Raw genomic sequence first — 14,299 nt, forward strand, 5'->3', positions numbered from 1 at the left:
TGTTCTACAGCCGGACGAAGTACGGTTAAGGGGTGTTGAAAACCGCGTTGAAACCCCGCTGGATCGCAGGACTGGTCTTTGCGCTTCTGTTGTCCGGGGTATTTGTGCTGCTCAGCCAATGGCAGCTCAGCCGGTCTGCCCAGCACGAGCCCCCCGCGCCGTCCAGCATCGAAGAAGTGAAACCGCTGGTGGACGTCCTCCAGCCGGGCCAGTTCTTCCCCGGTTCGGTCTCGGACCAGATGGTCACCGCCTCGGGAACGTACGATCCTGGCAAGCAGGTCCTCGTTGAAGGCCGCCTTTACAACAACCAAAAGGGCTACTGGATCGTCTCAGCCTTTGCCGTCAACAACGCTCCCACGCTGAAGGGCGCGGGTGCTTCTCCCCAGACGTGGATCCCGGTGGCCCGCGGCTGGGTGGCGGACGCCGCCCAAGCCGGCCCGCCGCCGTCGGGAACCATCACCTTGACCGGTCGCCTCATCCCGTCCGAAGCGCCGCTTCCAAACGTCGACGCCGGTCCAGGCCGGGCGTCTGCAGTCTCAACGGCGGAGCTGATCAACAAGTGGGAAGTCTCCAGCTATCAGGGTTTCGTCGCCGCGACATCCGAGGTCTCAGGCGGAGCGAGCATTCCCCTTGACGGTGACGTCAAAGCACTTAATATCCCGCCGCAGCCCCCTGCAGAGCAAGTCAACTGGCTGAACCTCTTCTATGCCGTGGAATGGGTTGTCTTTGCCGGATTCTCGATCTTCATTTGGTGGCGTCTTGTGAAGGACGACTACCGGCGAGACCTCGAAGAGGATGAAGACGAGGATGACGACTTCGACGACGAAGTGGGCCATCCAGAGGCGACCACAGAACCTACAAGCCCAGAGCCAGAACAAAAGGTGCAGCAATGATTGAGCCAAAACCGGCTATCCAGCCCGAGCAATCCGGACCCAAGCCCAAGAAGCGTCGCTTCGGCGGCACGGAGGCACAAATCCGTTCGGCGTTGAAGTTTTACAAAGTCATGGCTTACCTCACAGGTGCCATGCTGCTCCTGCTGTGCGCCGAGTTGATTGCCCGCTACGGCTTTGGTGTCTCGCTCTTCGCGGGCGGCACCAATGCAGTTACCGGCCAGCCGTTTGGCTTTGGCTTCGCTGAATCCGAACCCAAGGGCGTTATTGGGGGCTTCAACATCTCCACCTCCGTGCTGATCGTGCACGGTTGGATGTACGTGGTGTATCTGGTTTCGAACTTCCGCCTGTGGTCCCTCATGCGCTGGCCTTTCTCCAAGATGGTCCTTTTGGCGCTGGGCGGAGTCATCCCGCTGCTGTCCTTCATCGTGGAGAAGAAGTTCCACGCGCAGGTAGAAGCGGAACTCGCAGCCAACCCGCAGGCGTCCAAGCGCTACTAGGACTTCACGGCGTCCCGGTGTGAGATGCCTAACGGCAGGGCCTGTTTTGGGCTTTGGCCGCCCTTGCCAACGTGCACCGGGGCGGCCCGGCAAAGTAGTCTTGTCTGGTGACTACTCCCACCGCACCCCAAACTTCCCAGAAGCCGGTGCTGGTTGTTGACTACGGTGCCCAGTACGCGCAGCTGATTGCCCGCCGCGTCCGCGAAGCGAATGTGTATTCGGAAATCGTTCCGCATACCTTCACCACCGAGCAGCTTCTGGCCAAGAACCCGGCAGCCATCATCCTCTCCGGAGGGCCCTCCAGCGTCTACGCCGAGGGCGCCCCGTTCGTGGGTGCTGACCTCTTCGAGGCCGGCGTTCCCGTTTTCGGCATCTGCTACGGATTCCAGGCCATGGCGAATGCCTTGGGCGGCAAGGTGGCCCAAACCGGTTTGCGGGAGTACGGTGCCACCGAAGCGCTCCTGGTGGGTGACGCACGCTCCATCCTCGACGGCGTCCCGTCGTCCCAGAACACATGGATGAGCCACGGCGACTCCGTTCACGAAGCTCCCGAGGGCTTCGAGGTGCTGGCAACTACGGCAGGAGCCCCAGTGGCTGCCTTCGCCAACGATGAGAAGCGCCTTTACGGTGTGCAGTGGCACCCTGAAGTGAAGCACTCCGTCCTTGGGCAGCACGTCCTGGAGAACTTCCTGTTCAAGGGCGCGGGCCTGAGCCCCAACTGGACCACGGGCAACATCCTCGAAGAGCAGGTGGACCGTATCCGCCAGCAGATCGGCGACTCGAAGGTCATCTGTGGCCTTTCCGGTGGTGTCGACTCTGCAGTGGCTGCCGCTCTCGTCCAGCGCGCTGTCGGCGACCAGTTGACCTGTGTGTTCGTTGACCACGGCCTGCTGCGTGAAGGCGAAGCAGAGCAGGTTGAACGCGACTTCGTGGCAGCAACGGGTGTCAACCTGTACGTTGCCAATGAGCAGGAGCGCTTCCAGTCAGCATTGGCCGGTGTCAGTGATCCCGAGACCAAGCGCAAGATCATTGGCCGGGAGTTCATTCGCGCCTTCGAGGAAGCGGAACGGGCCATCATTGCCCAGGCCGCTGCCGAGGGTGAAAAGATCAAGTTCCTCGTTCAAGGCACGCTGTATCCGGACGTCGTCGAATCCGGCGGTGGCGAGGGTGCTGCCAACATCAAGAGCCACCACAACGTTGGCGGGCTTCCGGAGGACCTGCAGTTTGAGCTCGTCGAGCCACTGCGGGCCCTGTTCAAGGACGAAGTCCGTGCCGTTGGTGCCCAACTTGGCCTCCCGCAGGAAATCGTCGGCCGCCAGCCCTTCCCCGGTCCCGGCTTGGGAATCCGCATCGTGGGTGAAGTAACCAAGGAACGCCTGGACCTGCTGCGCAAGGCTGATGCCATTGCCCGCGCCGAGCTGACAGCTGCTGGCTTGGACAATGACGTGTGGCAGATGCCGGTGGTCCTCCTTGCTGATGTCCGCAGTGTTGGAGTCCAGGGCGACGGCCGTACCTATGGCCACCCGATCGTGCTGCGTCCGGTGTCTTCCGAAGACGCCATGACGGCAGACTGGTCGCGCTTGCCGTATGACCTGCTTGCCCGTATCTCCAACAGGATCACCAACGAGGTGGACGGCGTTAACCGCGTGGTACTGGACGTCACCAGCAAGCCACCGGGAACCATCGAGTGGGAATAGCATTCCAAGTGGCCGGCTTCCTCTGGGAGGCCGGCCACTGTGCTTGAACCGGGCTTCGTCATTCGGGATACGTCTTTGCCCCAAGAATGCTGCCAGCTGTGAAATGACGGCGAATTTCACGTTGGAACAGCGTTGCGGAGCGGGCTGACCGCGGATTCCCGCTACCCTCGAAAGTATGCCGGTATGGTCCAAGGCGTCTAAAGCTAGTACAGAAAAGAAGGCAGAAGTCGTGTCAGTAGGTCTAGGCCAGGAAGAGGGCTCCGAAGAGCTCCGCAAATGGCTGTCTGGTCTCAAACCCGTTACCGGGGCAGATACGATGCTGCGCTTCGTCAAGACGCCTGAAGGCGCGATCGATCTCAGCAATGCGCACCCTTCCGGGTTGGCGCAATTGCTCGCCGGCCGCAGAACACGGCTGTCTACGCTCATCAGGGATCGCCAACAGTACTTGGTGGCGGCCAGGGCGGCCCGCAACATCCGGTCCAAGATCTTTGAGCTCAGCAACGACCGCGGCATCGAGGCCGGTTACTTGTCCGCCGGGACCGTCGTGTGGACCTCGGCCGTTGGTGGCAAGCCGCAGCGCGTCTCCGCGCCTGTAATGCTTACGTCCATCGTCCTCACAGTCAGGCCGGGCGAAGACGACTTCGAACTTCAACTCACTGAACAAGCACGCATGAACCCCGCGTTGGTGCGTCACTTGAAGACAGTCCATGGCATCGTCTTCGACGTCAACGCTGTGGCGCGCATGGCATACAACACGGCCCGATTGGACCCCCAGCCGGTTCTGGACCGGTTGTCCACGCTCATTCAGCCGATCCACGGCGCTGAGGTGGAGTTCAACCTGCTGGTCACTACTCTGGCTGACCTTTCGGGCAACCTGGATGATCCCTGGATCAATATGAACAACCCTACGGTTGCGGCCCTCTCGACTGCGGCCAATGGCGGCGACATTGAGCCGGAACCCATTAAAGCGGGCAGGTTCCCCAGCTTGGATCTTCGGGATCCGGCCGACGAACTTCTCTTGCTCGACGCCGATACGGACCAGCAGTACGTGGTGGACGCCGTTCGTGCGGGAGACTCCCTGGTTGTCTCCACTCCTCCTGGAAGTGGGCAGACGCAGACGGCAATTAACGCCATCGGTGCGTTGGTCAGCGAAGGCAAGTCCGTGTTGGTGGTGGGAGACAGGCAAGCCAGCCTCGCGGGTCTATCCGCCCACCTTGAATCGCTGGGCCTCGAGTCGATGCTCTTCAAGCCTGGCAACGGGACCACTCCGCAACAACTCAAGGGCCAGTTGGTCAGGGCAATCATGCGCAATGAGAAAGCGCTTGAACCACAGCTTGGCAACCTTCACCAGACACTGATTGGCCACCGTCATGCCCTGATGGACCATGTTGCCTCGCTGCACAACGTCCGTGAGCGCTGGGGTTGCTCACCCTATCAGGCAATGCAATCACTCGCCGAGCTGACGTCCATCCACCCGGCCCCCTCCACTACTGTGCGCTTGAAGCGAAGCGTCCTGGACAACATCAAGGACCGTGAAGAGCTCGCGGGACGCCTTCGTCGTGCTGCCGAACTTGGTAGCTTCAGCAGGGCCTCCACGTCCAGCCCTTGGTATGGTGCCCGTTTGGTCACCCGCAAGGAGACAGAGGAAGCCCAGCAGCTCGCCCGTTTGGCCGAGGAGAAGCTCCCCGTCCTGCGGGATCGCATGAAGCAGGTTTCCGATCACGCCGAGATTCGCCTGGGCGAAACCTTTACCGAGTGGGGTGCCCAGCTTGAACTGCTGATCGCCGTCCGCGAGAGCTTGGATAAGTTCACTCCGGACATCTTCGACCGTCCGGTGCACGACCTCATCTCCGCCACCGCCAGCTCCGCGTGGCGCCGTGAGCGCAACCTTGAGATGCCTTCCATGCAGCGTTCCCGCCTGCGCAGGGTCGCCAAGGAGTACGTACGCCCGGGCGTCCACATCGCAGACCTCCACAGCTCCCTGGTCCTCGTCCAGGAGCAGCGCGCCCTGTGGGCAGGCTACGCCACAACCCAAAGACACCCGGCCGTGCCATCCGGCCTGGCCGATCTCGGAGCCCTCTACCGCGAACTCGATGCCGAGCTGCGCCGCCTTGGCGACGCGCTCAAGCACACCTCCGATGGCGGTTCGTTGCACGAGACACCGTATCTGCAACTGATGGAACGCCTCGAGCGACTCGTCGCGGATACAGCCACACTGGAAACCCTCCCTGAACGAACACTCCTCATTGAGGAAATGCGGGAGCATGGACTCGGCGAGCTGCTTGCGGACCTTGCTGCCCGGGAAGTGCCGGCGTCATCTGTAGCGGCCGAACTGGACCTTGCCTGGTGGCAGTCCGCCTTGGAAGCCATGATCAGTGGTGATGATTACCTCGCCATGTCCGACGGTGATTCGTTGCGGCGCCTCGAAGCTGAGTATCGCTTGGCCGACCAAGCACACATCGCCAGTGGTGCCGCCCGCCTTCGTTGGCAGCTGGCCCGGAAATGGCGTCAGGGCCTTCTTGAGCACCCGCGGCAGGCAGAGCTGCTCCGTGCCCTGCTGAAGGATGGCCGGGTGACGTTGCCCGCCTTGAGCGCCCAAGCGCCGGATCTTGTGCCGTTGTTGGTTCCTGTGTGGTCCGTCAGCCCTTATTTGCTGACGGGCGTTCTGCCGGCCGAGCAAAAGTTCGACGCCGTGGTGATCATTGACGCCGAGTCCACCTCTCTGCAGGCGGTTCTTCCCGCGATCGCCCGGGCCCGTCAGGTCGTTGCCTTCGGTGACGCGAAAATCGCCAATGCGCGTACTTTCAGCGTGGCCGTGGAACCTCCGGTTGCGGGGGTTGCCAGCCACGAAAACGTGGACAGTGCTTTCAAGGCGTTGGCCCGGGTCCTGCCTACCTGGCAATTGAACTGGGTCTACCGCGCGGTGGACGAGGACTTGATCCTTCAGTTAAGCAAGAATTACTACGACGGCGGCCTGCGACGCCTGCCGGACGGCAATTCGGTCACTGGCCTGGATCGATCGATTCACGTGGAGTACATACCCGACGGCACCGGGCTGCCTGGAGCGGACCACGAGGGCGTTGAGTCCGTCACCGCAGAAGTGAACCGCGTGGTGGATCTTGTCTTCGAACACGCCAGGCTCCGGCCCCGTACTTCCTTGGCAGTGGTGACCGCAAGCTTGCGCCATGCTGCCAGGATCGGTGAGGCCATCAGGCTCCAATTGCCTAACCACCCACTCATGTCCAGCTTCTTCGGAGCGGGTCCCGAGTCCTTCCGGGTGGTGGACCTTGAGCGCGCCCAGGGGCTGGTGCGTGACCACGTGATCTTCTCGCTTGGCTATGGCCGCACACCACACGGCCGTGCGCTCCATTCCTTCGGCCCGTTGTCCACCGAAGGCGGGCGAAACCGCTTCGCCCTGGCGATGACGCGGGCTCGACGCTCCATGCACGTCCTGACGTGCTTCCGGCCCGAGGATCTCGACCTTGATCGCCTGGCCCATGGTGCAGTGGACTTCTATGAACTGCTGGACCGTGAACTCTCCGGCAACAGTAACCTCGGAACACCTGCCTCCCGCGCTGTGGCCAGTGAACAGGCGCTGGGTGAGGATCCGTTGGTGGCCGATCTTGGTGAACGCTTGCGTGCACGTGGAGCCAGGGTCTGGCATCTTTACGATGGCGTGCTGGATATCGCGGCGGCGGCGGACCCCGTCCACACCATTGGCCGCGAGGGTGCGGAAATCCCCACCCCTGTGGCAATCGAATCGGATGGCACTGAACGGTACCGGCGTATGAGCGTCCGTGAACGGAGCCGTTTGCGGCCACAATTGCTGGAGCGCATGGGCTGGCGCTACATGTCGCTTTGGACCATTGAAGTATTCACGGATCCTTCGTCCTGCGCGGACCGGATTGGTTCGTACCTTGGGCTCGAGAACCACATCGCCCAATCGGCATTGGCCCACCATGGCTTCCTGCATTCGGATGGTGAACAATTGAATCCGGGCCATGAGCAACCAACGGCGGAACCGGGTTCCGCCAGCCTTGCAGACGGCGAAGCCCAGGCCGCTGTTCGTGAGGAACATGGCGTGGCCGAGACCAAAGACTCTGCGGAGAACGGGAAAGAAGCACCACTGATGGATCAGGAAACAGGCGCAGAAGACCGCGCCACGCAGGACTCCGGCGAAACGGTCAACAATGCCACTGAAGAAGCTGCGGATGCCAGGGCCACGGCAGCTAAGACAGCCTCAAACGGAATTCTTCCTACAAAGGCTGCAGAGGATGATCCCCGGCGCTGGGGCGATGACTCCGGCTACGACCATGAGCAGTGGCTGAAGGAGCAGAAGCCCCCGCACTGGGGCTGAGCTCCACCCGGCCACTAGGGGCTGACCAAAACGAAGAAAAGCTTGCCTTGCGTTGATGCGCCGGCAAGCTTTTCTGCTTGTTGGGGATCAGCTGCAACCACCACCAAGCCATCGGTGTCGCCTGTCCCTAACCATTCCCCGGGCTTACCACCTTGGGCCGATGTCCAGAGAACCGGCACCGCGCCCGCAAGAACCTGGCTTTGCCGGGACTCGTCATAGGAGCCCGCCGCAGTAAGGACCACTGTTATCAGCTGGCCGGGGGAGAGGAGCTGGATGGATGAGGGATCAGCCATTCGGACGGGGACCGCTACCGAGCCCGCGGGTGCGCCCGTCAGGAGTCCAGGACCAAGCAGGCTAGCCTCTGTGGGTATCTGCCCTTTGCGGAGGGGGGAGGCAAGCTGACGGCCAACAAGGGTGCCGACACTATCCACGGATCCGTTAATTGCCAGATCGGATGGCACTCCAACATTGGTGAAATCAGATTCCGAGAGGCTGCTACCCGTTGGCAGGTCGCGGGCTGCTACCACGATGCTCACCCGCTGCTCCGACGTAGGAGTAAGTTGCTGGACTGCGATACCGGCAGCCACGCACAACAGGAGCGCAACGGCTAACCGGCGGTTGCGTGAAACCCAATGGCCAAATCCGATCCGCTGCCCGCGCTTACCAAGATGATTTCTTGGACCATGGCGGCTGAAGCGTGATGTGTTTCTGGCTCGGGAACGGGGTGGCCGGGCAGGGGAGCGGTTCAGCGTCGGCCATTCATCGGCGGCTGCTGCTGAAAGCTCGGCGCGGGCAAGGAGGGCTCTGCGGGAGGTAGATGGCATCCCGCCACGTTAGCCAGCAGCGCCGGACCGCAAACAGCGGTCCGATGCCTTATGTGGAAAACCTCTTAGCTGGCTGCAGTTGCGTTTGCCGGTGCTGCTGCAGGGGCCGCAGGTGCCGCCGGTGCAGCCGAAACCGTGCTGCCCTTGGCATCGCGGGAATCAGTCCGGTAGAACCCGGAGCCCTTGAAGACGACGCCGACGCTGTTGAACTTCTTGCGAAGCGCGCCCTTGCATTCGGGGCACTCCGTCAAGGAGCTGTCAGAAAAGGACTGGACGATGTCAAAGGCATGGTCACAGTCTTTGCAGGCGTATGCGTATGTGGGCACTGAGTTCCTCCTTCAGGACAAAGTTCAGGTCCTGTGCAACACCGGCGGAGAATCTCCGCCTTAGCAGTCGCAGGGCCTGAGTGCTAATTCTATCATCGGTCCCTGCGGGGTGTACCAGCGGATGTGCCGGACCTCACTAGCAAGGACAGGAGCGGTCAGCCGGGTTCCGGTCCGCCGTGGAGTTGGACGACACCCGACGGGGTCAGCACCTGACGCACCGGGCGATCAAACGCCTCGGCGGGAATCGAGCCTGAAGGCAACAAATCGTCGTCGTACACCACTGCGATGGTGGGCGGCCGCTGACCGGCCGCTTCGAGGCCTTGGAGAAGCCGGTCGTAATAACCGCCGCCCTGGCCAATGCGGTTTCCGTCCCGGTCCACTGCCGTGGCGGGCATGAAGATGCCGGCAGCTTTGGCAACCACCGAGCTTTCCAGGCGTTCACCCTCAGGTTCATCTATAGGTGCATAGGCGGACCTGACAAAGGTCGTGGAAGGTGTCCAATACACCCAACTCATCAACCGCTCAGGCTCGCAAACAGGCAGCAGCACTTGGTGTCCGGCCTCATGCAGTGACTCGATGAGGGGGGTGGTGGGCGGCTCGAAGGCTACGCCGAGGTATACGGCGAAGGTGGCGGCGCCGTCGGGGGAGACCTCCGCTGCCCAGGCTGTCCCGTGCCGCGCGAGCGACTCGCCTGCTGTTGCTATGTGCTCCGGAGTGAGGGTCCTCCTGTGTAGCCGCCGACTTCTTCGGATGTCTTCCTTGGATGCCATCTGTATCCGATCTGAGGTTCTCCCTGCTCGTTGAAGAGCAGGGACTGTCCGCTACCAGGACGAAATGTGCGTCCCGGCGCGGCGAGGGGTTTAGCCGATGATGTGTTCCTTCCGTTACATTAGTCCGGTGACTCTAGAAAACAACGCTGTCCGTAAGGCCGTCATCCCCGCCGCGGGCCTTGGCACCCGGTTCCTTCCTGCCACCAAGGCGATGCCGAAGGAAATGCTGCCTGTGGTGGACAAGCCTGCCATCCAGTATGTGGTCGAAGAAGCGGTCAAGGTGGGCCTGCACGACGTCCTGATGATCACAGGGCGCAGCAAGCGCGCACTGGAAGACCATTTTGACCGTGTGCCGGCTCTTGAAGCCACCCTGGCTGAAAAGGGCGACACCGCCAAGCTGGAGGCCATTCAATCCGCCACCAACCTCGGCGACATTCACTACGTCCGTCAGGGCGACCCGAATGGCCTGGGCCACGCAGTCCTTCGTGCAAAGCAGCATGTTGGCTACGAGCCCTTTGCCGTTCTGCTGGGCGATGACCTGATCGATGCCCGCGAGGACCTGCTGAGCGAAATGATCGCGGTCCAGCAGAAGACCGGCGGCTCCGTGGTTGCCCTCATTGAGGTGGAGCCTTCGAAAATCAGCGCCTATGGTTGCGCTGATGTTGAGGACAGCGGCGAAGACGGCTACGTACGCATCAAGCAGCTCGTCGAGAAGCCTTCTCCGGAAGAGGCCCCGTCCAACCTTGCGGTCATCGGGCGCTACGTCCTCCACCCGGCTGTGTTCGATGTCCTGGAGAAGACTGCGCCTGGACGCGGTGGAGAGATCCAGCTGACAGACGCCCTCGAGGTGCTCGCTGCCGGCGAGGGCGAAGGCTATGGCGTCTATGGCGTTGTCTTCCGCGGCCGTCGCTACGATACCGGTGACAAGCTCAGCTACCTCAAGGCCTGCATCGAGCTTGCCTGCGAGCGTGAAGACCTCGGTCCTGAGCTTCGCGAGTGGCTGCCCAACTTCACAGCCGCTCTTCCCAAATAAATAAACTCATGATGTACGGCTCTGCGATCTGGCCGGTGACGCTGGAAAGCGGAGACCTGGTGCTTCGGCCTATCCGTTACCGCGACAAGCGGGAATGGTCCGAAGTCCGTTCGCGGAACAGCGAGTGGCTCGCGCCATGGGAGGCGTCCAACCCGGCACCGGGTGGGCGCCTCCCAAGCTACCGCCAAATGGTGCGTTCCTTGAATGAACAAGCCCGTCAGTCCACCGCTCTGCCTTTCCTCATTGCCGAGCGAACCGATGGCTTTGGTGAGCCGGGAATCGTCGGGCAACTGACGGTTTCATCCATCGTTTGGGGGTCCGCCATGATGGCAACCCTCGGATATTGGGTTGATAAGGACCGCGCCGGGCACGGCATTGCTCCAACAGCGGTCGCGATGGCCACAGACCACTGCTTCAAGGTGCTGGGACTGCACCGCATGGAAATCAACATCCGCCCGGAGAACTCCGCGAGTTTGCGGGTGGTGGAGAAGCTCGGATTCCGCGACGAGGGTTATAGGGAACGCTACCTGCACATCAACGGCGAATGGGCTGACCACCGCTCTTTTGCACTGACCTCCGATGAAGTTCCTGAGGGACTTCTGCGCCGGTGGCTCAGAGGATAAACGGGCAGGTCATGGGCCTTTTTGCCCGTATCTCCAATCATTTGCGGACTCGCCGGCGACACACCGGCCGCAATGCCGCCGCACCCGTGGATTTGCTTCTACGGTTTTGAATGTGGACTTCCCTCTCAGCAGCTCAGTGATACTCGTGGTCACTGTTGCGCTGTGGATGGTCTGGGTGGCGCCCTACGTTCTGCGGAACAGGCGGCAGCAAGTCCAAACGGCCGGTGTTCCAGCAGAGGCTTTTGATGACGAACCAGACGAAACGCAGGCAGGGGTGGTACTGACTTTGGCACCTCAGCAGGAGAAACCGATGGAGACCATGCACAGCAAAGCACCGGCGTCGCCCCAGGAATCCCGCGCGGCCGAGCCCTCCCTCGCGAAGGTACCCACCACTCCGTTCACTATCCGTTATGCCCGGCTAACGCTGGCCTTGGCAGGTCTTGCCCTGCTGGTGACAGCTGCGGTTTCCGGTGTCCTCAGAATTCTTGGGATTGGTTCTGTTTGGTTGCCCCTGGTGTCGCTCATCGGTGCGGTACTCGCGGTCGTAACGTTGCGGAAGCTGGCCCTGCGGGATCTTCGCGAACGCCGGGCCCGCCGTGCTGCTCAGGCCTCACCCATCCCGACACCTGCGCGATACCTGCCGAAGGAACCGGCTGCGGAGTCGAAGGAGACCACGGTTTTCGACGCCGAAGCCACCAACCGTGAAGCTGCCCGATTGTCCGCCGTGGAACTGCGGCAGGCAGCGTTGGCAGTTGCCATCGCCGCGGGAGACAAATCTGCTGCGGATACCAAGGATTCGAGGGGTGCTTCCTGGGAGCCGGTTGAGGTCCCGAAGCCCACGTACGTGGCTGCTGCCAAAGCACCGCGTCCAGCTCCAGAGCCCTTGGATCTCCCCGAGGCCCCAAAGCCCGTGGGCAAGCCTGTCCTGAAGCAGAATGTTGACCAAGCTGAGGCTGCGGCCGTGGTAGTCGCATCCGCCAAGGGCCACAGTGCTTTGAGCAACTTGGACGATGTCCTGCAGCGTCGCCGCGCCTAACTACACATGATTACGCTGTGCGTTGCGGGTGGCACGGGCCAGGTAGGTGGTGAGCTGGTCCGACTCGCCCTTTCAGCGGGCCACCAGGTTTCGGTCCTGAGCCGCAATGTGCCGCCTGTCGGCTCAGCGAAGCACCACGACGGCGCCACATACTTTGCGGGCGACGTCACCTCAGGGGATGGCTTGGCAGCCGCAGTGGCGGGTGCCGACGTCGTTATTGATTGCCTTGAAGGGCAGTTCGGCAAAGCCCAAAAGCAGTTCGCCGACGGCGGCGGCAGGCTTCTTGCGGCAGCGCATTTGGCAGGTGTTCAAAAGGCTGTGGCTCTGTCCATCATCAACTGTGATCTGAGCTCTTTTTCCTATTACGCCTCCAAAGCCGCCAAGGAACGGATATATGCGGAGTCCCCATTGCAGACCGAGGTGGTCCGGGCAACGCAGTTCCACGGTTTGGTGGCAAAGATTTTCGCCGCCGGTGCAAGGGTAGGGCTTATTCCCGCGTTCAAAGCCGTCAGGTTCCAGTCGATCGCGCCGGCAGATGTTGCAGCGGCGCTGCTTGAGGCAGCTGTGGCCGAATCGCCGGGTAAATCGCATGCGGAGCATCATGTGGTGACAATTGCGGGTCCGGAAACCCTGACCATGCGGGAGATGGCAGAGTCCTGGAAATCGGTAGTGGGCTCGAGGGGCAGGATTATTGAGCTGCCTTTGCCCGGACCGATGGGTGATTTTCTTCGCGCCGGACACAACCTGAGCTCCGAGCAGCCGTATGGCACGGAGACGTTCGTGTCGTGGTTGGAAAAGCACAGGGAAAGTTTGTAGCCTAAGGAACACTGGCCGGGCAGTTGAGCTTGGTCCAGGGGCTATAGCTCAGTTGGTAGAGCGCTTCGTTCGCATCGAAGAGGTCAGGGGTTCGAATCCCCTTAGCTCCACAGTTGCAGCAGGTCCCCCTCCATGTAAACAACGCCCCGGAAGTTCAGACAAAGCAGTCCCAACTATCCCTTGATTCTTGTTCGCGGACGTCGGCTTAATGACAAGGATGAAAAAGGAGATGGCGGAACCACAGCCTCTGAATATCACCTTCGTTGCCAGGCTAGGCAAAGTCCGACCAGGCGACGCTTGGACATGTGTTCAGTTACCCGACTCAGCCACAATTTTTGGAACCCGTGGACTGGTCAAAGTGGCCGGCACCGTAGACGGTCACCCGTTTACTGGAGCATTCATGGCGTTGGGAGATGGCACGCACAAACTGCCAGTAGCTGCTCCTCTCCGCAAGGTCATAGGGAAGGACGACGGTGACTCCGTTGAAGTTCACCTGACTCAGCGCCTGAACTGACTGGATCATCACCTGCCCTGCATGCGCGTGGTCCTCGTTCCCTAAGGGCTGCTCAAGAATGAAAGTATCCGCGATGCCGGTTCAACGAGGCGTGGGCTGCCCGGATGACGTTTGACCGTGACGCCAGGCAGCGGTCGGCTGTCTGTTGCAGGGAAGGGAGTGCTTGGGTGGCGTCGTCGAAGTGGTTTCCCCGGATCATCGATTCGATGGCCCTGCATTGGTGCTCTGTTTCAAGGGCGCCAACCATAGCGGAACTGATCTTGAGGCTGAGCAAGGCTGTCGTGGTCTCGGCCTCGTCCTGTTCCTCACATGCGTGGACGATCCTTTCCACCCGCTGGGGGAGCATCGCGAGGTACTTTGCCAAGAACCTCATGGCGGGCTTCGGGTCACCAAGTTCATCGGCCAGGGATTGAATTCTGCTGACGTCCCACTCGCTGGAGACGGGATTACGCGGTGGCTTCATCCTCGGCCCCTGAGGTGGTGGTGACGTGACGGGGGATGGGCTTGCCGTCAGCCGCAGTTGCGGTGGCCGGTGCGGGCTGCTTCACAGCGGCGGTCTTGGTGTCCTGCGTGGATTTCGCGGTGGAACGTTGGCCGTGGACGGCGGGAGTGGAAATGGTGCTCGGTGCGCCCATGCCTGACGTTCCTTTCGTGTATTCGTTTAGTTTGTGCAGCCAGGTTCAAGGCCGGGTGGGCAATGGCCTCAAGACTTGTTCAGGAGTTGGCCGTGTGACTGGATCAAGAGAGTGGACCGGGGACCGGCCTGAAGGGCAAGCAGGCCGGCCCCCGGGGACCTGGGAGGAACGTTCCCGGTTCCTTGTGGTGTTGCGCTTATTTGGTGGTTTCGGTGCGCTGGGTGCCGGTGAAGGCGAAGGCGATGGTGGAGGTGGCGCCTTGGAAGTCGTTGTTCGCG

15 protein-coding genes and 1 tRNA gene are annotated in these 14,299 nt (G+C 61.5%); 11 read left to right on the forward strand and 5 right to left on the reverse strand.

From position 1 onward, the window contains the following. Positions 1-32: 32 nt before the first annotated feature. From A477_RS0118200 to A477_RS0118215, 4 genes are all read left to right on the forward strand, one after another. Positions 33-893, forward strand: a complete 861-nt coding sequence (locus A477_RS0118200) for an SURF1 family protein (protein WP_017200325.1) — start codon at positions 33-35, stop codon at positions 891-893. Beyond that, positions 890-1,390: a DUF3817 domain-containing protein gene (locus A477_RS0118205; protein ID WP_017200326.1), complete on the forward strand. Its 501-nt coding sequence runs from the start codon at positions 890-892 to the stop codon at positions 1,388-1,390. The genes A477_RS0118200 and A477_RS0118205 overlap by 4 nt, the downstream gene beginning before the upstream one ends. Before the next feature lie 107 nt (positions 1,391-1,497). Then, positions 1,498-3,087 carry a glutamine-hydrolyzing GMP synthase gene (gene guaA, locus A477_RS0118210; RefSeq protein ID WP_017200327.1) on the forward strand — a complete coding sequence of 530 codons (1,590 nt, stop codon included), beginning with the start codon at positions 1,498-1,500 and terminating at the stop codon, positions 3,085-3,087. A 175-nt stretch (positions 3,088-3,262) separates the two neighbouring features. Further along, on the forward strand, positions 3,263-7,444 hold the full coding sequence (locus A477_RS0118215) for a DUF4011 domain-containing protein (RefSeq protein ID WP_017200328.1): 4,182 nt from the start codon (positions 3,263-3,265) through the stop codon (positions 7,442-7,444). A gap of 14 nt (positions 7,445-7,458) precedes the next feature. Here A477_RS0118215 and A477_RS23795 read toward each other — a convergent pair whose 3' ends face one another. From A477_RS23795 to A477_RS0118230, 3 genes are all read right to left on the reverse strand, one after another. Beyond that, the gene (locus A477_RS23795; RefSeq protein WP_237715829.1) at positions 7,459-7,980 is read right to left on the reverse strand and encodes an RcpC/CpaB family pilus assembly protein; all 522 of its coding nucleotides are present in this window, start codon (positions 7,978-7,980) and stop codon (positions 7,459-7,461) included. 353 nt (positions 7,981-8,333) lie between these two features. Then, entirely contained in the window at positions 8,334-8,594 is a 261-nt protein-coding gene (locus A477_RS0118225; protein WP_017200330.1) for an FmdB family zinc ribbon protein, read from the reverse strand. A gap of 155 nt (positions 8,595-8,749) precedes the next feature. Further along, positions 8,750-9,364, reverse strand: a complete 615-nt coding sequence (locus A477_RS0118230; RefSeq protein WP_017200331.1) for a 5-formyltetrahydrofolate cyclo-ligase — start codon at positions 9,362-9,364, stop codon at positions 8,750-8,752. A gap of 97 nt (positions 9,365-9,461) precedes the next feature. On the opposite strand from A477_RS0118230, the gene galU reads away from it, so the two are divergent. From galU to A477_RS23060, 6 genes are all read left to right on the forward strand, one after another. Then, positions 9,462-10,397 (forward strand): UTP--glucose-1-phosphate uridylyltransferase GalU, encoded by a 936-nt coding sequence (galU, locus tag A477_RS0118235; protein ID WP_017200332.1) that lies wholly within the window; start codon positions 9,462-9,464, stop codon positions 10,395-10,397. Between the two features lie 11 nt (positions 10,398-10,408). Continuing rightward, the gene (locus A477_RS0118240) at positions 10,409-11,020 is read left to right on the forward strand and encodes a GNAT family N-acetyltransferase (protein ID WP_026005746.1); all 612 of its coding nucleotides are present in this window, start codon (positions 10,409-10,411) and stop codon (positions 11,018-11,020) included. A gap of 145 nt (positions 11,021-11,165) precedes the next feature. Continuing rightward, the gene (locus A477_RS0118245) at positions 11,166-12,056 is read left to right on the forward strand and encodes a hypothetical protein (RefSeq protein ID WP_020372845.1); all 891 of its coding nucleotides are present in this window, start codon (positions 11,166-11,168) and stop codon (positions 12,054-12,056) included. 6 nt (positions 12,057-12,062) lie between these two features. Next, positions 12,063-12,872 (forward strand): SDR family oxidoreductase, encoded by an 810-nt coding sequence (locus tag A477_RS0118250; RefSeq protein ID WP_017200335.1) that lies wholly within the window; start codon positions 12,063-12,065, stop codon positions 12,870-12,872. A 37-nt stretch (positions 12,873-12,909) separates the two neighbouring features. Beyond that, a tRNA-Ala gene (locus A477_RS0118255) sits at positions 12,910-12,982 on the forward strand. 119 nt (positions 12,983-13,101) lie between these two features. Next, positions 13,102-13,386, forward strand: coding sequence for a DUF1905 domain-containing protein (locus A477_RS23060; RefSeq protein WP_083848065.1), 285 nt, complete (start codon positions 13,102-13,104; stop codon positions 13,384-13,386). Between the two features lie 52 nt (positions 13,387-13,438). Here the strand turns inward: A477_RS23060 and A477_RS0118265 are convergent, their stop codons facing one another. Both A477_RS0118265 and A477_RS0118270 read right to left on the reverse strand, forming a co-directional pair. Further along, positions 13,439-13,849: an Hpt domain-containing protein gene (locus tag A477_RS0118265; RefSeq protein ID WP_017200337.1), complete on the reverse strand. Its 411-nt coding sequence runs from the start codon at positions 13,847-13,849 to the stop codon at positions 13,439-13,441. Beyond that, positions 13,833-14,021 (reverse strand): hypothetical protein, encoded by a 189-nt coding sequence (locus A477_RS0118270; RefSeq protein WP_017200338.1) that lies wholly within the window; start codon positions 14,019-14,021, stop codon positions 13,833-13,835. Before A477_RS0118270 ends, A477_RS0118265 begins: the two co-directional genes overlap by 17 nt. A gap of 94 nt (positions 14,022-14,115) precedes the next feature. On the opposite strand from A477_RS0118270, the gene A477_RS23800 reads away from it, so the two are divergent. After that, the coding region (locus A477_RS23800; RefSeq protein WP_237715830.1) for a hypothetical protein at positions 14,116-14,299 on the forward strand (184 nt) is incomplete at its 3' end.

It is taken from the genome of Arthrobacter sp. M2012083 (assembly GCF_000281065.1).
In the GTDB taxonomy this organism is placed as follows: Bacteria; Actinomycetota; Actinomycetes; order Actinomycetales; family Micrococcaceae; genus Arthrobacter.

Coding starts and splice junctions, on each gene's coding strand:
- A477_RS0118205 (WP_017200326.1), top strand. CDS start 890: ATGATTGAGCCAAAACCGGCTATCCAGCCCGAGCAATCCGGACCCAAG.
- A477_RS0118215 (WP_017200328.1), top strand. CDS start 3,263: ATGCCGGTATGGTCCAAGGCGTCTAAAGCTAGTACAGAAAAGAAGGCA.
- A477_RS0118230 (WP_017200331.1), bottom strand. CDS start 9,364: ATGGCATCCAAGGAAGACATCCGAAGAAGTCGGCGGCTACACAGGAGG.
- galU (WP_017200332.1), top strand. CDS start 9,462: ATGATGTGTTCCTTCCGTTACATTAGTCCGGTGACTCTAGAAAACAAC.
- A477_RS0118240 (WP_026005746.1), top strand. CDS start 10,409: ATGTACGGCTCTGCGATCTGGCCGGTGACGCTGGAAAGCGGAGACCTG.
- A477_RS0118250 (WP_017200335.1), top strand. CDS start 12,063: ATGATTACGCTGTGCGTTGCGGGTGGCACGGGCCAGGTAGGTGGTGAG.
- A477_RS23060 (WP_083848065.1), top strand. CDS start 13,102: ATGGCGGAACCACAGCCTCTGAATATCACCTTCGTTGCCAGGCTAGGC.
- A477_RS0118265 (WP_017200337.1), bottom strand. CDS start 13,849: ATGAAGCCACCGCGTAATCCCGTCTCCAGCGAGTGGGACGTCAGCAGA.
- A477_RS0118270 (WP_017200338.1), bottom strand. CDS start 14,021: ATGGGCGCACCGAGCACCATTTCCACTCCCGCCGTCCACGGCCAACGT.